This is a genomic window from Pseudomonas sp. BN606, from assembly GCF_029873115.1.
In the GTDB taxonomy this organism is placed as follows: domain Bacteria; phylum Pseudomonadota; class Gammaproteobacteria; order Pseudomonadales; family Pseudomonadaceae; genus Metapseudomonas.
The window spans coordinates 187783-205366 of the sequence record NZ_SSOF01000075.1 but is presented as its reverse complement, the minus strand read 5'-3'; the positions used below and the strand labels follow the sequence as shown (position 1 = coordinate 205366).

Here is a 17584-nt window from a genome sequence, read left to right as displayed (position 1 = left end):
GATCCACCATCGGCGTCGCCCAGGTACCTGTGGTGGAAGTGAAAAGCGACTTCCACCCTACGAGAAGTGAGTGACATGCAGCTCAAGTACAAGATCGTGACGCTCAGTGTCCTGCCGCTCATCGTGTCGGTACTGTTCATCTGCGTCCTGGTGTTCGCCCAGAGCCAGAAGCTGGAGGAAGAGCAAGCCAAGCTGGTGGAGAGCAGCATCATGGCGGCCAAGAAGGCCGAGCTGAAGAATTACCTGGAGCTGGCCCTGAGCCTGATCGCGCCCCTGTATGAGAGCGGCCGCGACGACGAGGAGGCGCGGCAGCAGGCGCTGCGCATGCTGGCACGGGCGAGTTTCGGGCTGGACGGCTATTTCTTTGTCTACGACCGGCATGGCAAGAACCTGATGCATCCCCGTCAGGCGAACCTGGTGGGCAAGGAACTCATCGGCATGAAGGACAAGAACGGCCTGCCGGTGATCCAGGCGCTGCTCGACAGTGCCGAGCGCGGCGATGGCTACCAGCTCTACGCCTGGGAAAAGCCCTCCACCCGCCAGGTGACTGAGAAACTTTCCTATGTGGTGATGCTCGACCGCTGGGGCTGGATGCTGGGCACCGGCATCTACATCGACGACGTGGAAGTGGCCACGCTCAAATCACGCCAGGAAGTGGCCACGGGGGTGCTGACGACGGTGCTGGCCATCGCTTCGTTCTCGCTGATCGCGATATTGGTGGTGTTCACCGGCGGCCTGATGCTGAACTTCACCGAGCACCGCTTGGCCGACCGCAAGCTGTCGGCCCTCAACCAGCGCATCGTCCACCTGCAGGAAGAGGAGCGCTCACGGGTATCCCGTGAGTTGCACGACGGTATCAGCCAGCAACTGGTGTCGATCAAGTTCCAGTTCGAGCTGGCCGGCCTGGAGTTGGAGAACGGGCGGGAGAGGGGACTGGAGAACCTGCGTGCGGGCACGGCGCGCCTCGGCGAGGCCATCGGCGAGATCCGCCGCATCTCCCACGACCTGCGGCCGTCATTGCTGGATACCCTCGGCCTGTCGCCGGCCATCGACCAACTGATTCACGAATTCGAGCAGCGCACCGGCATTCGTACCCAGTACGAGCGCGGCCTTGACGATGCCAGCCTCGGCATGGACGTCCGCGTCACGCTGTTCCGCATCATCCAGGAAGCCCTGGGCAACATCGAGCGCCACTCCAGGGCCAGCGCCGCTATAATCTCGCTCGCCGCCAGCCAGGGCGCCATCGTCCTGCGGGTCGAAGACAACGGCGTGGGATTCGACACCGGGCTGGTGGACAGGAGTCACGGTATTGGCCTGAGGAACATCAGGGAACGGGTCGATCATCATCGCGGGACATTCACCATCTCCTCTTCTCACGGCCGAACGGAGCTTCAGGTCGAGATACCCGTGCAGAGAGCTTGATCGGCTCGACTTCCAAGCGAACCAAGAGGCCGTCATGAGCTTTCCCAACCCCATCAGAATCGCCCTGATCGACGACCACGTGCTGGTCCGCGATGGCGTGAAATCCCTGCTCTCGGCAATGCCGCACTTCGAGGTGGTGGCCCAGGCCGAGTCCGGTGCCGAGGCGCTGGAGCTGGTGGCCAACACCGAGCTGGACCTGCTGCTGGTGGACGTCGGCCTGAAGGACATGAACGGCCTGGAGCTGACCCGCAGGCTGTGCAGCCTGTATCCGGGCATCAAGATCCTGATCCTCAGCATGTACGACAATCAGGAGTACGTGCGCACCTCCATCAACGCTGGTGCCTTCGGCTATGTGCTGAAGAATGCTCCCTCCACCGAGCTGATTGCCGCCATCGAGGCCATCGTCGCCGGCGGCAGCTTCTACAGCCCGGAAATCGCCCGCAAGCTGGCCACCAACGTCCGCGACGAGAACGAACTGACCCCGCGGGAGTTGCAGGTCTTGTCGATGCTCGCCAAGGGGTTGAACAACAAGGAAGTAGCGCGCGAGCTGGATATCAGCGTGCGCACAGTGGAAACCTACCGCCTCAGCATTCGCCGCAAGCTGAACATCGATACCCCTGCGGCGCTGGTCAAGTACGCCCTGGAGCATGGGCTGATCTCGATCTGAGGAAGCCGCAGGTTGGCGCCTCGCGCTGCGAGGCCCAGCGCAGCGATGCCGAGCCTGGAGCGTTGGGCTTCGTTCCTCTGCCCAACCTACGGCAGGACCGGTCTAGAACAGCGCCATCTGCTTGTCGATCAGTGACGCGAAATCATCCCCCACGAAGGGCAGGATGGCGTCCGCAATGGGTTGCAGCTGTCGGGTCAGATAGTGGTCGTAGTCGATGGCCGAGCGGCGCGTCTCCAACGGTTCGGGGCCGTTGACCGTGATCAGGTAACTGATCCAGCCGCCGTTCTGGTACTGGCGCGGGCGGCCCAGGCTGTCGTTGAAGTCGTCGGCCATGCGCGCTGCGCGGACGTGGGGTGGTACGTTGCGGGTGTAGTCGTTGAGTTGGCGGCGCAAGCGCTTGCGATAGACCAGCTGCTCGTCCAGCTCACCGGCCAGGGTCCGTTGAACGTAGTCGCGCACGTAATCCCTATACGACTGACGGTTGAAGATGCGCTGGTAGAGCTCCTGCTGGAACTGCTGGGCCAGTGGCGACCAATCGGTGCGAACTGTTTCCAGGCCCTTGAAGACCATTTCCTGGCTGCCGTCGGCACGCTTCACCAGGCCGGCGTAGCGCTTCTTGCTGCCTTCCTCTGCGCCACGGATGGTGGGCATCAGGAAGCGCTGGTAGTGGGTTTCGAACTGTAGCTCCAGGGCGCTCTCCAGTCCGTACTCCTGTTGCAGGTGCTCGCGCCACCATTGGTTGACCTGCTGTACCAGGCTGCGGCCGATGTGCGCGGCTTCGCTTTCCTCGTGGAGACGCTTGAGCCAGACGAAGGTGGAGTCGGTATCGCCATAGATCACGCTGTAGCCCTGGGCTTCGATCAGCTCGCGGGTGCGACGCATGATCTCGTGGCCACGCATGGTGATAGAGGACGCCAGGCGCGGATCGAAGAATCGGCAGCCACTGGACCCGAGCACACCGTAGAAGGCATTCATGATGATCTTCAGCGCCTGGGACAGCGCCTTGTTGCCGTCGCGCTTGGCCTCATCGCGGCTCTGCCAGACTCTCGCCACGATGGCGGGCAGGCTGTGCCGCGTGCGGGAGAAGCGTCCCCCGCGAAAGCCGGGAACGGAGTGCTCGTCATCCGGTTGCCTGAGGCCCTCTATCAGGCCCACCGGGTCGATCAGGAAGCTGCGGATGATCGACGGGTAGAGGCTCTTGTAGTCCAGCACCAGGACCGACTCGTAGAGACCGGGTCGCGAGTTCATCACGAAACCGCCCGGGCTCGCTTCGGGTTTCTTCTCGCCAAGATTGGGTGCGACGAAGCCCTGGCGATGCATCAGCGGCATGTAGAGGTGGGTGAAAGCCGCTACCGATCCGCCGCTGCGGTCGGTGGCCAGGCCCGTGACCGTGGCCCGCTCCAGGAGGAAGTGGAGCAGTTCGGTTTTCTCGAAGATGCGGGTGACCAGCTCGCAATCCTTGAGGTTGTAGCGCGCCAGGGCGGGTTTGTCCTCGGCGAACATGCGGTTGATCTCGTCCATGCGCTGGTAGGGCGTGTCGATCGCCTTGCCTTCGCCAAGCAGTGCCTGGGCCACACTTTCCAGGCTGAAGGAGGGGAAACTCCAGGTTGCTGAGCGCAGGGCTTCGATGCCATCGATGATCAGCCGTCCGGTGGCCTCGGCGAAGAAGTGGTTGTTGCCGCTGCCGTGCTCGCGCCAGCCCATGGGATCGCCGCCTCGTCCCAGGAGCAGCGGTACCTTGAGTTTCTCGGCGTGGGCCTGCAGCACGCGCAGGTCGAACTGCACCAGGTTCCAGCCGATGATTGCATCCGGGTCGTGTTCAGCGAGCCATTTGTTCAGCGCCTCCAGCAGCGCGGCGCGGCTGTCCCGGTAGTCGAGCTGGAAGTCGACCTCGCTGGCATCGCCATTGGCCGGGCCGAGCATGTACACCTGGCGTTGGCCGCAGCCTTCCAGGGCGATGGAATAGAGTTCGCCGCGCTCGGTCGTCTCGATATCCAGCGACACCAGCCTGAGCTTCGGGCGGTAGTCGGGCTCTGGTTTGAGCTGGGCATCCAGCAGCACGCCGTTGGCGTCCGGGGTGCCGCCAAAGCGCACGGGCGCGGTAATGAAGCGCTCCATCAGGTAGCGTTCCGGCGGGCGGATATCCGCTTCGAAGACATCCACGCCGGCCTTGCGCAGGGCCTTGTCCAGGCGCATCAACTGGCGATGCTGGTTGCAGTAGAGCCCTAGCACCGGCCGATGCTGGAAGTCGCAGAGGGCAAGGTCGCGCAGCTCCACGTCGCGCTCGCCGGCCAATACCGATTCGGCGCGCTCGCGTTGCACGGCGGGAATGAACGCAACGGAGGTCTGAACCGGCAGGCGCACCTGTCGCGGGCCAGCATCGGTGGCCAGCCAGAATTCGACTTCCGTGCCCTCCGGCGTGTCCCGCCAGTGCCGGGTCAGGACGAACCCTTGCTGTAATTCCACCACCGCTACCTCGGAACCTTTCTTCACCGCGGGATTCTACTCGTCATCGTTCCGGCGCGCGCGTCGGGCGAGGCGCGGCTGATAATTTCTGTTCGACATGAAGAAATTTAGCTAAGCCATTGAATTGACAGCATACGCCCTGTCTGAAGAACCTGATTTTTCCTGGCCAGAGAGGGGGCTTTTCTTTATGCTCCCCGGCCTTTTTCACCCGTCCGGGAGACGACCCCATGCTGGACAATACCCTCGTACAACTCGAACAGCTCGTGACCGAACTGCTGCAGCAGAACCAGGCCATCGCCGACGATAACGCACGTATTCGCGCCGAACTGCGCAAGGCCCGCGAAGAAAACGACAGCCTGCAACTGTCGATGATGGAGCAGGAAGAGAAGAGCAACGCCGCCGCCGAACGCCTGCAGGCCCTGGTCCGCCGCGTCAGCGAGAGCCGCGCCAGCGCATGAGTACCGACAGCGTCCGCGTGCTGCGCATCCTGGGGCGCGAGTACAACATCAAGGCGCCGGCCGGCGAAGAGCAGGTGCTGCAGGACGCGGCAGCAATGCTGCAGGCGGAGATCGCCTCCAACAAAAAGAAATTCCCCTACGTCACCGCCAATGAACTGGTGGTGCTTTCTGCGCTCAACCTTTGCGCACGCCAGCTGAACGCCGCCGACACCCCCCACGATGCGGCGGACGTCAGTCAGCGCCTGGCCAGGCTGAACCGGCGAATTCGCGCGCAGCTGGACAGCGTCGGTTCCTGAGTTGTCCGCAGGTGCCACTTATCCTGCTAGGTCGTAGTGGGAGCGATTTCAATCGCGAATGAATTCGCTCCTACAAGGTAAACGCTCCACGAGGAACTAAGAGCGAACCTGCGGTCCGTTTGGCGATGGAAATCGCCCCCACAAGTGCTGTGCCGGGGATTGGCCATTTTGTGGGGACGAATTCATTGGCGAAAGGACGGCCAAGCCGTCCCCTCGGCACGGGGTCAACCGATGACGCGGAAAATATCGGCGCGGTTGATCTCGGTGCGGCCATCTTCGTACCACACCGGAATCGCTTCCTTGAGCAGTTCCTTGTCGCCATCGAGCTTGAACGGCTGGGTGTAGCGTTTCTTGCGATAGGCGTAGATGTAATAGGTGCCTTCGCGATAGAGGATGCGGTCGAAGGTGTAGAAGCCGATGTGCGACCCGTTGCAACGGGCAGTCAGCACAACGTCGCCTTCCTCGTAGGGCAGGGCGCCCTCGGCGCACTCGTAGGTGAAGAACTCGCGGACATCGTCCCAGGCCACGCCATCACTGCTGGATTTCAGGTGATCGCGGGCTTCGTCTTCGGACTGCTTCGAATGGTCGCTGTACCAGATGAACAACGGGATGCTCTGGTTGGTGTCATCGCCCAGCCAGCCTTCGCTGTCCAGGTATTCGGCGGTACGCGCCAGACCCGCCTGCATACGGCGATGGTTCTGCTTGTAAACGTCCAGCGCATCTTCAAAGGCCTGGGCGTGGTTGCAGGCCATTACGCCTTCGATGCCCTTGATCGCCTGGACGCGTGCCAGGTAGGCGTCGTACAGGGCGGCGTCGGTGATGACGGTGCAGGTATCGCGCACAAGGCTGACGCCGACCTGGGTGAGGTTGGCGCTGCCGACGATGACGACATCCGGCTCGATCAGGTAGAGCTTCCAGTTCACGCTCGCCTGGTAGCGGAAGTCCACCGTCAGGGCCAGATCAGGATTGGACTCGTTGAGGCAGTGTTCGATGAAATCGGGGGCGGTCAGCGAGTTGATGGTGCCAACCAGAATATCCAGCTGGTTGCCATTCTCGATCAATTGGTCGATCAGGGGCTCAGTGCCGCTGGCGAAGGCAGAAACTATCGTGATCTTCTTTCTGCTCAGTTCGCCCAGATAGGTTTCAAGGCTGTCTTCGTAATCCAGAATTTCCATACAGTCTCCAGCGACATCTGTTTCAGCAATTCAGCCATTTTCGCACAGGCAATGCCATAAACCAGAGTCCGAAATGCTTCGCGGACCCGCTGATCGTCTCGGACGCACGTTGAGTCGTCCAAAACACCAGGCAAGAAGCTGCGGATGCTGGAGTTCCTGGTCTCAACCGTTGCTTTCGGCGAACTCGCGCAGGGCGTCGCCGTCCAGGCGATAGCGCACCCATTCGTTCTGGGGCCGGGCGCCGATGGAGTGGTAGAAGTCGATGGCGGGTTGGTTCCAGTCCAGCACGCTCCATTCCAGGCGACCGCAGTCGTTGGCGCGGGCTTCGCGGGCGATTTCCCGCAGCAAACGGCGGCCTGCGCCAATGCCGCGCTGATCTGGCGTGATGTAGAGATCTTCCAGGTAGATGCCATTGCGGCCTAGCCAGGTGGAGTAGCTGTAGAAGTACACGGCATAGCCGATCGGCTGGCCGTCTTTCAGGCACATCAGCGCGCGGGACGGCGCGTTGTCGGCGAACAGGGTGCGGCGGATGTCTTCGACATTGGCGATGACCTCGTTGCCGGCCCGTTCGTAAACCGCCAGTTCGATGATGAAATCCAGGATCTGTTGGGCGTCTTCAGGCCTGGCGGGGCGGATTTCGATGGTCACGGAGAGTCTCCACGGGTAAGTGATGCCGCCATGCTAGAGCCTTTGATAGAGTGCATGAAGTGCATTTGTATCATTGGAAAGTGAATATCATGCATTCCGCTCTGCGCCGTCTCGACCTCAACCTGCTCCTGGCCTTCGACGCCCTCTATCGCCATCGCAGCGTCACCTCCGCCGCCGCCGAGCTGGCCATCAGTGCTTCGGCCTTCAGCCATGCCCTGGGCCGGTTGCGCGAGGCGCTGAACGACGAGCTGTTCATTCGCCAGGGCAACCGCATGCACCCGACTCACCGCGCCGAGCTGCTGGCGGAATCCGTGAGCGGCGCCCTGAAGACCCTCGCCGAGGGGCTGGGACAGTGGGAACCCTTCGACCCGGCCAGCAGCCAACGCACGTTCACGTTCGCCGCCACCGACTACACCGCTTTCGCCTTGCTGCCCTCCTTGATGCAGCGTTTGCAGGTGGTCGCACCGGGAATACGTGTGCGCCTGGTGCAGTCCGAGCGCAAGGTGTCCATCGAAGACCTGGCCAGCGGCCGCATCGATTTCGCCCTCGGCTACAGCGAAGGGCGGGATCAGTTGCCTGGCGGGGTGGAAGTGCTGGACTGGCTGAGCGACCGCTACCTGGTCATCGCCCGGCGCGCCCACCCACGGGTGCGCGGCACCCTCGATGTCGCTGGCTACCTGGCGGAGCGCCACGTCGTGGTGACGCCCTGGAACGAATCCAGCGGCGCTATCGACCATGTTCTGGAGGGGATGGGGTTGCAGCGAGAAGTGGCGGTGCAACTGCCTACCGTGATGGCAGCGCCGTTCATCGTCGGCAGCACCGACCTGCTCATGACAGTGCCCGGCCATGCCGCGCGTACGCTGCAGCAGGTGGCCGGTGTCGAACTCTTTCCGGCGCCTTTCGAGATCCCGCCCTATGCGCTGCGGCTCTACAGCCACGCCAAGTACGCGCGCAGTGATGCCCACGCCTGGATGCTGGAGCAGTTGCGCTCTCTGAGGGTCCGCTAATCTTGCCCTAAGACCCGGCCTGTGGAGGGCGAGGGCGTGATTGTGTTGGCGAGTGTGTTTCTTGCCCTGCTGATGGGCTTTGCCGTGCAGCGTGGTGGCACCTGTATGGTGGCCGCACTGGAAGACGTGGTGAACAAGCGTCGATGGGCACGCTTTCGCGCGTTGCTGGAAACCTCTCTCTGGGTGCTGGGTGGATTCGTCCTGCTGCGGGCCTTCGATGTCCTGCCGATGGTTCCCATGGGCCGTGCATTGCACTGGCATGCGGCATTGGGCGGCGCGTTACTGGGAGTCGGTGCGTTCATCAATGGGGGCTGCGCCTTTGGTGTAGTGGCGCGGATCGGCTCCGGGCAATGGGCCTGGCTGGCAACGCCGCTGGGCTTTCTTGCCGGCTTTGCCCTGGCCGGCCGTATTGTCGGCATGACCGCCGCCATGCCAGTGGCGATTCCCGACTGGCTGGAGCAGGTGCCCATCGGCCTGGTCCCGATGATCATTGCGGCGTTGGTGGCGCGCCTGGGCTGGTTGGCCTGGAACCGGCACAACGGCGCAGTTCAAGCAACGATCTGGTCTCCGCACCACGCCACCATCGTTCTCGGCGTGGCCTTCCTCCTGCTTTTCGTTTGCGTCGGCGCCTGGGCCTACACGGACATCCTTGCCGAGATGGCCACCGGTCGGTTCATGGAGCTGGGCCTGCGCGGTTTGCTGTTGCCGGCGATGTTCATTGGCGCGTTGCTGGGTGGCTGGAGCGCCGGGCTCTGGGAGCACCGCTGGCCGACACCCCTGGCCTTGCTGAAATGCTTCGGGGGCGGGGTATTGATGGGGTTCGGCGCTACCCTGGTGCCGGGCGGCAATGACAGCCTGATCCTGTTCGGCATGCCGCTTCTGTGGCCGAACGCCTGGCTGGCGTTCGCCTGCATGTGCGTGGTGGTGGTGCTGACGCTGTGGCTGGCGAGGCTGGGAGGAGGGCGACAGCGGTGAACAGGGCGGATCGGCGCACCCTACGAGAGCAAGATCAGCCTCGAGCCGTTCACCAGACATGAAAAAGCCCGGCAATTGCCGGGCTTTTTCATTCAACGGGTGCGGTCTCAGGCAGCGTGATCGAACGCCTTGCCCTTGGCCTTGCGTTCCACCTGCTTGCGGCAGGCTTCACCAAAGGCTTCGAAGATCTTCACCGAGTCGGGGTTCTTCGCGGCCTGCCATTCCGGGTGCCATTGCACCGCGAAGAGGAAGGGCGAAAGGTTTGGTGCGTGAATGGCTTCCACCAGTCCGTCTTCAGCGCGGGCGATGGCCTCGATGCCCTTGCCGAGGGTTTTCAGGCCCTGGCCGTGCAGCGAGTTCACCTGAATGGTGTCGGTACCCAGGACCTTGTGCAGCCAGCTGTTCTGAACCACACGCACGCTGTGCGCCGGGGCGTACTGGACGTCCACCGGATCTTCAGTGTTTTCGCGGTGGTCGTTGAAGCCGGGCTCGGCATAGACCTTCTGGTACATGTCGCCGCCCAGGGCGACGTTGATTTCCTGCATGCCACGGCAGATGCCGAAGATCGGCAGGCCGCGCTCGATGGCAGCACGAACCAGGGGCAGGTCGAAGAGGTCGCGATCCTTGTCCTGACCTTTCTCCGGCGTCAGGTTCTCCTGGCCGTAGAGGGTCGGGTCGATGTTGCTGCCGGCACCGGTGAGGTAAACGCCGTCAGCCATATCGAGGTACTGCTGGAGGTCTTCGGTGCCGCAGCAGGTGGGCACGAGGACCGGTACACATTCGGAGATTTCTACCAGCGGGACGATGTACTTGTGGGTCATCACCTGGTAGTCGTGGCCCTTGCGTTCCTGGGCGCCCATGGACATCAGGACGACCGGTTTACGAGTGGTCTGTTTCTTATTGCCAATGTTGCTGTTGGACATATTTCACCTTGGGACAGGCTCAGCCTATCGTTGCTGTGCAGGCGCGCCAGTCAGTTCCAGCGCTACCTGAGATCTCGAGCACTGCCGGCAATCGGCGGGCGATTTCCGGTCGAGACCTGCTATATAGCCTGCCAGAGCCGTTTAATATGTCAAACGAAGCCGACGAAAAACGTAAAAAATAATGGCCGATTTTTATCGGTTTTTAATTGCTAACTGATTGATATTTATAGATATTTTGTAGCAGATAAAAATATTTTCTGGTTCAGCATCTAAAACGAGTGTTCAGAATGCTGGACCATTGCGCCCGACATGGGAGCCTCGTCCTAGAGGGTCGTCGCCTTGCCCTGGCTATCCAGCTCGAACACCTTGTTGCGCATCAGCCGCTCCCTTAACCAACGCTTGGCTTTGCCCCGGCCTTGCCGACGCGGCCAGATCAGGTCCACGCCCACCAGCCAGTCCGTATGGGGATAGGCCACGAGATCCAGCTCCATCAGATCACCGACGGCCAGCTCCCGATGGATCAGTTGGCGGGGCAGGGTGGCCCAGCCGAGGCCGGCGCGCACCATCTCCAACAGCGCCATATAGCTTTCTGCCTGCCATAACTGGGTGGAACGCAGGTATTCACTGCTGGGCAGTTTGTTGGCGTGGGCACTGAAAGCCAGTCGCCTATGGGCGTGCAGGTCGGCAAAACTGACCTGGGCCAGCTGCGCCAGCGGATGTGAAGGGTGGGTGACGTGCACCATGATCAGCTTGCCCAACTGCTGGAACTCCAACTCCCGTGGGTATTCAGGCTGGGAGAAGGCGATGCCCATCTCGACTTCGCCCTTCTGCACCATGCCTGCCACATCGCCATACACCGGGTGGCGGACGACCAGGTCGACATAGGGAAAAACCTGCTCGAAGTCGCGCAGTACCGGCATCACGGTGTTGTAGGGCACCTCGATGGCCAGCGTCAGGCTCGGCTCGGTCTCCACTGTCAGGCTGTCGGCATGGCCTTCCAGAGCCAGGCAACGCTCCAGTACAGCCTCGGCCTCCAGCAGAAGCTTCTGACCGGCAGCGGTCAGTGCGGGAATGCGCGTGGACCGGTCGAACAGCTCCACGCCCAGGTCGGTTTCCAGGTTGGCGATGGCGGCACTGACCGTCGACTGCGTGCGCCCCAGCCGGCGCGCCGCCGCGGAGAAGGAGCCCGCCTGGGCAACGGTGACCAGCACCTGCAACTGATCCAGTGAAAAACGCATGGCGAACTTCCATTGATCCATCGATAGAAACGATAGTTATTCATTTGTTCCATCGTCAGCAAGCAGGGAATATGCCCCGCAGCCAGCACTGCCTCCTCGAATCGCTGGGCAACCCACACCCAAGAACAAGAACACGTTGCTTTGCAGGAGTACCTCCATGAACCATCCGCACCCGGTGGACCAGCTGCTTCCCGTTCGCCAACTCGTTACTTACGGCCTGCAACATGTGCTGGTGCTATATGCCGGCGCGGTGGCCGTGCCTCTGATCCTCGGCAGCGCACTGGGGCTTTCCAGCGCCGAAGTGGTGTTGCTGATCAACGCCAACCTGCTCACTTCGGGCATTGCCACCCTGATCCAGACCCTCGGTTTCTGGCGCTTCGGCGCGCGCCTGCCGCTGGTGCAGGCCTGCTCCTTCATCGCGCTTGCGCCGATGATCATGATCGGCAAGTCCTACGGACTGACCCAGGTGTTCGGTGCGGTGATCGCCGCAGGGGTCATTACCATTGCCCTGGCACCCGTGTTCAGTCGTCTGCTGAGGTTCTTCCCGCCGGTGGTGATCGGCAGCCTGATCACCATCATCGGTATTTCGCTGATGCCGGCGGCGGCCATCTGGCTGGGGGGCGGCAACCCCGGCGCGGAGGATTTCGGCAAGCCCGCCAACTTGCTGCTCGGTCTTGCCACGGTCGCCGTCACCCTGGTGATTCATGCGCGATTCTCGGGCTTCGTCGGCAATCTCAGCGTATTGATCGGGTTGTTCGCCGGTAGTTTGATTGCCGCTGCCTTCGGTATGACCGACTTCGGCCGGGTAGGGGAGGCGGCCTGGTTCGAACTGTCCATGCCGATGGCCTTCGGTGCGCCGGAATTCTCCCTGACGCCCATTCTGATCATGACCCTGGCGATGCTGGTGATCATGGCCGAGACCACTGGTAACTGCCTGGCCATCGGCAAACTCACCGGCCGCACCATCACCCAGCGCACCTTGGGCGACGCGTTCCGCGCAGACGGCCTGTCCACGATGATCGGTGGACTGTTCAACAGTTTTCCCTACAACGCCTTCACCCAGAACACCGGCCTTATCGCCCTTTCCAACATCAAGAGTCGCTTCGTGGTGGCTGCCGCGGGTGGACTGATGATCCTCATGGGGCTGTTTCCCAAGCTCGGCGCGCTGATCGCCGCCGTGCCCACGCCAGTGCTCGGCGGCTGCGCCATCGTGATGTTCGGCATGACCACGGTGGCTGGCATACAGGAGCTGTCGCGAGTGCGCTTCGAGGGCACCCGCAATGCCCTGGTGGTAGCAGTGTCGGTGAGCGTCGGCGTGCTTCCCATGTCCTTTCCGGCCCTCTTCGAACACTTCCACGGCGCGCTGCGCCTGGTGCTGGAGAGCGGCATCTTCCTCGGCGCACTGAGCGCCATCGTCCTCAACCTCCTGCTGAACCGGGAGGCGTCCGCCAGCCAGGGCGAAACCGCCAAGCTGGCCGACTGATTCGCGCATTCGCGCCTTTACTGCCAAGGAGCCATCCATGACTTTCAGCAACCTCGTTCCCGCCGGCGTCAACGAACTCGATCTGGAACTGCTGCGCCTGTCCATCCGCCTGTCCGAGGAGTCCCGCGAACGCGGCCGGCATCCGTTCGCCGCAGTTGTGGCCGACCGCAGCGGCAGGGTCATCGCCCAGGCCGGAAACAACTCCATGCCGCCGGAAGGCGACCCGACCCAGCACGCCGAACTGGCTGCGGCCGCCCAAGCCGCCAAGGTGTTGAGCCCTGATGAGCTGGCCCATTGCACGCTCTACACCAGCGCCGAACCCTGCTGCATGTGTGCTGGCGCGGTGTACTGGACTGGCATCGGGCGCGTGGTCTACGCATTGTCGGAACACGCGCTGCTGGGCCTGACCGGCGCCCATCCGGAGAACCCCACCTTCTCCCTACCGTGTCGTGAGGTGTTCGCGCGCGGTCAGCGCGAAGTCGCTGTGCTGGGACCGATGCTGGAGACCGAAGCCGCTGCCGCTCATGAGGGGTTCTGGACGTGAGTGGTGGCATCTCCATCCATGTGGTGGATGTCGCCAGCGGCTCCGTGGCCCAGGGGCTTGCCCTGCGCCTGGAGCGGCTGGAGGGAGATGTGCGCGAGCTGATCTGCTCCGGCCGTATCGGCGTCAATGGTCTGCTGGACGAACTGGCTGGACTTACCGATCGCTGCCGTCCCGGTGTCTATGAAGTCCGTTTGCAAGTGGCGGACTTCTACCGGGCGCGTGGGGTGCAGCTGCCTGAGCCGCCGTTCCTCGACGAAGTGGTTTACCGCTTCGGCACCGCCGATGCCGCGCAGCATTACCACCTGCCATTCAAGCTCACCGGCTGGGGGCTTTCCTGCTTCCGTGGCGGGGCCTGAACGCTGCGCCTTTCGCAGGTTGAGTCGGGCGGCGTTCCGCGAGCGAAGCGAAACCCAACGAGTCACTGGCCCGGCCCATGTTGGGCTTCGCTGCGCTCAGACCAACCTACGGCAGGACTGCGTCCTGCCTCGCGAATGAATTCGCTCCCATCAGCGCTGTCTTTCATGCCATGTTTTCCCAGCATTAATCGCAAGGCAGCCCCCTTCATGAGCAACTTCGTTCCTCGCATCGTCATCCTTGTAACGCTCCTGGCCCTGGCCGCCTGCGGCACGCAACGACCGGAGGAGCTGGTGCTGCGACCGGCCGAGGGGCGTGCCAAGGTCGTGAAGCTGATGCCGGCCAAGGTGCCGGACCGCCAGGGTTGGGCCGCCGATATCCAGGCCGCCTTCGCCGCCCAGGACATCGCCCCCAGCGACAGCAACCTTTGCGCGGTGCTGGCTGTCACCGAGCAGGAGTCCACCTACCAGGTGGACCCACAAGTGCCCGGGCTGGCGAAGATCGCCCGGCAGGAAATTCTGCGCCGCGCCGGTGGCCTGCACGTACCGGCCTTCGTGGTGAACTCCGCCCTAAAGCTCGACTCGCCTACGGGCAAGACCTACGACCAGCGCCTGTCGGCCGCGCGCACGGAAAAGGAGCTGAGCGCCATTTTCGATGACTTCATCGGCATGGTGCCCCTCGGCCGGCAGCTGTTCGGCAACTTCAACCCGGTGCACACCGGCGGCCCGATGCAGGTGAGCATTGCCGTCGCCGAGGCCAGCGCCAAGGACTACCCCTACCCGGTCAAGGGTTCCATTCGCCAGGAAGTGTTTACCCGTCGTGGTGGCATGTACTTCGGCATCGCCCACTTGCTGGGCTACCCGGCGCACTACCCGAAGCAGCTGTACCGCTTCGCCGACTTCAACGCTGGCTGGTACGCCAGCCGTAACGCTGCCTTCCAGAGCGCAGTGAGCCTGGCCTCAGGGATTGCACTGGCGCTGGACGGTGACCTGGTCATCCACGGCTCCAGCAAGGCCGGCTCCACTGAGCTCGCAGCACGCGCGCTGCAGCGGCAACTGGATCTCAGCGATTCGGCCATCCGCCGTGCGCTGCTCAAAGGCGACACCCTGGAGTTCGAGGAAACCGACCTGTACGAGCGGGTGTTCGCCCTGGCCGAGAAAGTCGAGCGGCGCAAATTGCCCCGCGAGGTGATGCCGGGCATCGACCTGAAGAGCCCGAAGATCACCCGCAAGCTCACCACCAAGTGGTTTGCCGAGCGGGTGGATGGGCGCTACCAGGGCTGCATGAAACGCGCGTCAGGGCTCTGAGCGTCAGGTCAGAGGAAGGCCTTGGAGTAGGTGCCGCGTTCCATGTCCTGCATCTGCACGCTGAGTTGCACATCCAGGCCGTCGGGCTTGCTGAAATTCTGCTCGATGGCTTCCAGCACGCCACGGGAGAGCGCCTGCTTGACGTTCTCCGGGCGACCGGAAAGCAGCCACAGCGTGGCATGCACGAAGCCTCGACCATCGCTGGTGGTGCCCACCAGGAAATGCTCGTGGCGTACGGCGCGGCTCTTGATGTCCGCTTCGGAGAAATGGCCGGTTTTGGCCAGGAAGCCATTGCAGGCTGCGAGGGTGGCGGCGGCATCGAAGCCGGGGAGGTTCGCGCTGTATTCGATGACGAGATGGGGCATGGGGCGTTCCTGTTCTTTAGGTTGATCGTGTCCCGCTCGCCTCAGGCGCCCGGCTGTGAAGCGCTTTCTGCCTCCAGGGCGTGCCACAGCAAAGGCATCGCGCCCATCACCGCGCCCACTGGGAGGCGTCCGCCCGGGCCCCGGAGAATGCCGAACACCTCTTTCCGCAGGTGCGCCAGGTCGGTGTGGATCAGCCGCGCGTAGCGAATCGCGCAGTGGCCCAGGTCGTTGGCTTCCAGTCCCTGGCGGGTGCGATTGAACAGGCACAGCTGCTTCAGGCGCAAGCGGGAAACCAGTGCTGGGAGGGCAGCGATCATGGGGGATGACTAAAGGTTATCGCGGGATCAGAAGCTCTCATTAGGCAGGCCTGTCGGGGATTCGTAAAGTCCCCGCCAACACCCAGCAATGAGAGTCATCGTCATGAGACTGATCCAGTTCGAGAGCACATCCGGCCAGCGCCATGTGGGCGTGATCGAGGGCGAGAGGGGGCAGTTGGTGCGCGGAGCCGCCACCACCCGCGCCCTGGCCCTGGCCGCCATCGCGGCGCGCTCCGGCCTGCAGGACGAAGTCCTGACTCGCGGCACCGAGCCCGGACCGAACTACCGCTTACTACTGGAATCCGCCGTTCGCGATGGCCACCTTCAACCCACCAGGTCAGGGAGACGAGCATGACCGTCATCACTGGTTTCAACTTCATCGCTGGCGGCCGCAGCGCCGCCGGCGCCGTCACCGTGCAGAGCTTCGATGCCACCAGCGGCGAAGCGCTGCCCCATGCCTTCCACCAGGCCACCGAAGCCGAGGTGGATGCCGCGGCGCGAGCTGCCGAGTCGGTCTATCCCGCTTTTCGCAGCCTGCCTGCCAGCCGCCGCGCCGAGTTCCTCGACGCCATTGCCGATGAACTGGACGCCCTGGGCGACGATTTCATCGCCACCGTGTGCCGCGAAACCGCGCTGCCAACCGGCCGCATCCAGGGCGAGCGCGGCCGCACCAGTGGCCAGATGCGCCTGTTCGCCACCGTGCTGCGCCGGGGCGATTTCTACGGCGCCCGCATCGACCGTGCGTTGCCGGAGCGCAAACCCCTGCCGCGCCCGGACCTGCGCCAGTACCGCATCGGTGTCGGCCCGGTTGCCGTGTTCGGCGCCAGTAACTTCCCCCTGGCCTTCTCCACGGCCGGTGGCGACACCGCCGCTGCCCTGGCCGCTGGTTGCCCGGTGGTGTTCAAGGCCCACAGCGGCCACATGGCAACTGCCGAATGGGTGGCCGATGCCATCGTTCGCGCGGCAGAGAAAACCGCCATGCCGGCGGGGGTGTTCAACATGATCTACGGCGGCGGAGTCGGCGAGTGGCTGGTCAAGCACCCGGCGATCCAGGCCGTGGGCTTCACGGGTTCTCTGCGCGGCGGTCGTGCCCTCTGCGACATGGCAGCGGCGCGTCCGCAGCCGATCCCGGTGTTCGCCGAGATGAGCAGCATCAACCCGGTCCTGCTGTTGCCCGAAGCCCTCAAGGCCCGTGGTGAGCAGGTCGCCGCCGAACTGGCCGCTTCCGTGGTGCTGGGGGCAGGGCAGTTCTGCACCAATCCTGGCCTGGTGATCGGCATCCGTTCGCCGGAGTTCAGTGCCTTCCTCGAACGTTTCGCCTCTCTCATGAGCGACCAACCGGCGCAGTCCCTGCTCAACGCTGGCGGCCTGAAGAGTTACTGCCATGGCCTGGAGAACCTTCACCAACACCCCGGCATCACTCACCTGGCGGGCAACCGGCAGGAAGGCAGCAAGGCCCAGGCCCAGCTGTTCAAGGCTAAGGCCAGCCTGCTGCTGGACGGGGATGAACTGCTTCAGGAAGAAGTATTCGGTCCTGCGACCGTGGTCGTCGAAGTGGCCGACAAGGCCGAACTCACCCGCGCCCTCCAGGGATTGCGCGGCCAGCTCACCGCCACCCTGATCGCCGAACCGACCGACCTCGCCGCCTTCGGTGAGCTTTCCAGCCTGCTGGAGCAGAAGGTCGGACGCTTGCTGCTCAACGGTTACCCGACCGGCGTGGAAGTCTGCGATGCCATGGTTCATGGTGGGCCGTACCCGGCCACCTCTGATGCACGCGGCACCTCGGTCGGAACCTTCGCCATCGACCGTTTCCTGCGTCCGGTGTGCTACCAGAATTACCCGGACGCGTTGCTGCCGGACGCGCTGAAGGACGCCAATCCGCTGGGCATTCAGCGGTTGGTTGACGGGCAGAGTACGCGCGACGCACTCCAGGGGTGAC

At 63.3% G+C, this 17584-nt stretch carries 17 protein-coding genes and 2 pseudogenes; 12 read left to right on the top strand and 7 right to left on the bottom strand.

Annotated elements, in window-relative coordinates:
- Positions 1-75 precede the first annotated feature (75 nt).
- Complete coding sequence (locus tag E8E75_RS18115; RefSeq protein WP_120650780.1) at positions 76-1422, top strand: cache domain-containing protein; 1347 nt, start codon at positions 76-78, stop codon at positions 1420-1422.
- 34 nt (positions 1423-1456) lie between these two features.
- Positions 1457-2089, top strand: a complete 633-nt coding sequence (locus E8E75_RS18110) for a response regulator transcription factor (RefSeq protein WP_120650782.1) — start codon at positions 1457-1459, stop codon at positions 2087-2089.
- Between the two features lie 102 nt (positions 2090-2191).
- On the opposite strand, the gene E8E75_RS18105 is transcribed toward E8E75_RS18110, so the two are convergent.
- Positions 2192-4555 carry a DNA polymerase II gene (locus E8E75_RS18105; RefSeq protein WP_280359618.1) on the bottom strand — a complete coding sequence of 788 codons (2364 nt, stop codon included), beginning with the start codon at positions 4553-4555 and terminating at the stop codon, positions 2192-2194.
- A gap of 227 nt (positions 4556-4782) precedes the next feature.
- Between E8E75_RS18105 and E8E75_RS18100 the strand changes: the two genes are divergently transcribed.
- Together E8E75_RS18100 and E8E75_RS18095 are read left to right on the top strand one after the other, a co-directional pair.
- On the top strand, positions 4783-5013 hold the full coding sequence (locus tag E8E75_RS18100) for a hypothetical protein (RefSeq protein WP_120650785.1): 231 nt from the start codon (positions 4783-4785) through the stop codon (positions 5011-5013).
- Positions 5010-5309, top strand: coding sequence for a cell division protein ZapA (locus E8E75_RS18095; RefSeq protein WP_120650786.1), 300 nt, complete (start codon positions 5010-5012; stop codon positions 5307-5309). Before E8E75_RS18100 ends, E8E75_RS18095 begins: the two co-directional genes overlap by 4 nt.
- Positions 5310-5533: 224 nt before the next feature.
- On the opposite strand, the gene E8E75_RS18090 is transcribed toward E8E75_RS18095, so the two are convergent.
- Positions 5534-6484: a phospholipase D family protein gene (locus tag E8E75_RS18090; RefSeq protein WP_280359533.1), complete on the bottom strand. Its 951-nt coding sequence runs from the start codon at positions 6482-6484 to the stop codon at positions 5534-5536.
- 162 nt (positions 6485-6646) lie between these two features.
- The gene (locus E8E75_RS18085) at positions 6647-7132 is read right to left on the bottom strand and encodes a GNAT family N-acetyltransferase (RefSeq protein WP_280359532.1); all 486 of its coding nucleotides are present in this window, start codon (positions 7130-7132) and stop codon (positions 6647-6649) included.
- An 89-nt stretch (positions 7133-7221) separates the two neighbouring features.
- Between E8E75_RS18085 and E8E75_RS18080 the strand changes: the two genes are divergently transcribed.
- A complete protein-coding gene (locus E8E75_RS18080; protein WP_120655182.1) occupies positions 7222-8139 on the top strand; it encodes a LysR family transcriptional regulator in 918 nt (305 codons plus the stop codon).
- A 36-nt stretch (positions 8140-8175) separates the two neighbouring features.
- On the top strand, positions 8176-9114 hold the full coding sequence (locus tag E8E75_RS18075; RefSeq protein WP_120650789.1) for a YeeE/YedE thiosulfate transporter family protein: 939 nt from the start codon (positions 8176-8178) through the stop codon (positions 9112-9114).
- Between the two features lie 107 nt (positions 9115-9221).
- Here E8E75_RS18075 and E8E75_RS18070 read toward each other — a convergent pair whose 3' ends face one another.
- Together E8E75_RS18070 and E8E75_RS18065 are read right to left on the bottom strand one after the other, a co-directional pair.
- Entirely contained in the window at positions 9222-10037 is an 816-nt protein-coding gene (locus E8E75_RS18070) for a type 1 glutamine amidotransferase (RefSeq protein WP_120650790.1), read from the bottom strand.
- Between the two features lie 323 nt (positions 10038-10360).
- Complete coding sequence (locus E8E75_RS18065; RefSeq protein ID WP_120655183.1) at positions 10361-11275, bottom strand: LysR family transcriptional regulator; 915 nt, start codon at positions 11273-11275, stop codon at positions 10361-10363.
- Positions 11276-11432: 157 nt separating this feature from the next.
- Here E8E75_RS18065 and E8E75_RS18060 point away from each other — a divergent pair, with 157 nt between their 5' ends.
- From E8E75_RS18060 to E8E75_RS18045, 4 genes are all read left to right on the top strand, one after another.
- A complete protein-coding gene (locus E8E75_RS18060; protein ID WP_120650791.1) occupies positions 11433-12758 on the top strand; it encodes a nucleobase:cation symporter-2 family protein in 1326 nt (441 codons plus the stop codon).
- Positions 12759-12795: 37 nt separating this feature from the next.
- Positions 12796-13302, top strand: a complete 507-nt coding sequence (locus E8E75_RS18055; protein WP_120650792.1) for a nucleoside deaminase — start codon at positions 12796-12798, stop codon at positions 13300-13302.
- The gene (locus E8E75_RS18050; protein ID WP_120650793.1) at positions 13299-13658 is read left to right on the top strand and encodes a hydroxyisourate hydrolase; all 360 of its coding nucleotides are present in this window, start codon (positions 13299-13301) and stop codon (positions 13656-13658) included. The genes E8E75_RS18055 and E8E75_RS18050 overlap by 4 nt, the downstream gene beginning before the upstream one ends.
- A gap of 207 nt (positions 13659-13865) precedes the next feature.
- The gene (locus E8E75_RS18045; RefSeq protein ID WP_280359527.1) at positions 13866-14963 is read left to right on the top strand and encodes a DUF1615 domain-containing protein; all 1098 of its coding nucleotides are present in this window, start codon (positions 13866-13868) and stop codon (positions 14961-14963) included.
- Between the two features lie 8 nt (positions 14964-14971).
- On the opposite strand, the gene E8E75_RS18040 is transcribed toward E8E75_RS18045, so the two are convergent.
- Positions 14972-15328, bottom strand: coding sequence for a 5-carboxymethyl-2-hydroxymuconate Delta-isomerase (locus E8E75_RS18040; protein WP_153921744.1), 357 nt, complete (start codon positions 15326-15328; stop codon positions 14972-14974).
- 86 nt (positions 15329-15414) lie between these two features.
- A pseudogene (locus tag E8E75_RS18035) lies at positions 15415-15645 on the bottom strand (LysR family transcriptional regulator); the annotation flags it as partial.
- A 103-nt stretch (positions 15646-15748) separates the two neighbouring features.
- Here E8E75_RS18035 and E8E75_RS18030 point away from each other — a divergent pair.
- Positions 15749-15946, top strand: a pseudogene (locus E8E75_RS18030) (FAH family protein); the annotation flags it as partial.
- A 50-nt stretch (positions 15947-15996) separates the two neighbouring features.
- Complete coding sequence (locus E8E75_RS18025) at positions 15997-17583, top strand: aldehyde dehydrogenase (NADP(+)) (protein ID WP_153921750.1); 1587 nt, start codon at positions 15997-15999, stop codon at positions 17581-17583.
- The last annotated feature ends 1 nt before the right edge of the window (position 17584 follow it).

Excerpts from the sequence above, each read along its gene's own strand:
- E8E75_RS18095 (WP_120650786.1), top strand. The coding sequence starts at position 5,010 with ATGAGTACCGACAGCGTCCGCGTGCTGCGCATCCTGGGGCGCGAGTAC.
- E8E75_RS18090 (WP_280359533.1), bottom strand. The coding sequence starts at position 6,484 with ATGGAAATTCTGGATTACGAAGACAGCCTTGAAACCTATCTGGGCGAA.
- E8E75_RS18065 (WP_120655183.1), bottom strand. The coding sequence starts at position 11,275 with ATGCGTTTTTCACTGGATCAGTTGCAGGTGCTGGTCACCGTTGCCCAG.
- E8E75_RS18040 (WP_153921744.1), bottom strand. The coding sequence starts at position 15,328 with ATGCCCCATCTCGTCATCGAATACAGCGCGAACCTCCCCGGCTTCGAT.
- E8E75_RS18055 (WP_120650792.1), top strand. The coding sequence starts at position 12,796 with ATGACTTTCAGCAACCTCGTTCCCGCCGGCGTCAACGAACTCGATCTG.
- E8E75_RS18100 (WP_120650785.1), top strand. The coding sequence starts at position 4,783 with ATGCTGGACAATACCCTCGTACAACTCGAACAGCTCGTGACCGAACTG.
- E8E75_RS18110 (WP_120650782.1), top strand. The coding sequence starts at position 1,457 with ATGAGCTTTCCCAACCCCATCAGAATCGCCCTGATCGACGACCACGTG.
- E8E75_RS18080 (WP_120655182.1), top strand. The coding sequence starts at position 7,222 with ATGCATTCCGCTCTGCGCCGTCTCGACCTCAACCTGCTCCTGGCCTTC.
- E8E75_RS18045 (WP_280359527.1), top strand. The coding sequence starts at position 13,866 with ATGAGCAACTTCGTTCCTCGCATCGTCATCCTTGTAACGCTCCTGGCC.
- E8E75_RS18060 (WP_120650791.1), top strand. The coding sequence starts at position 11,433 with ATGAACCATCCGCACCCGGTGGACCAGCTGCTTCCCGTTCGCCAACTC.
- E8E75_RS18115 (WP_120650780.1), top strand. The coding sequence starts at position 76 with ATGCAGCTCAAGTACAAGATCGTGACGCTCAGTGTCCTGCCGCTCATC.
- E8E75_RS18025 (WP_153921750.1), top strand. The coding sequence starts at position 15,997 with ATGACCGTCATCACTGGTTTCAACTTCATCGCTGGCGGCCGCAGCGCC.
- E8E75_RS18070 (WP_120650790.1), bottom strand. The coding sequence starts at position 10,037 with ATGTCCAACAGCAACATTGGCAATAAGAAACAGACCACTCGTAAACCG.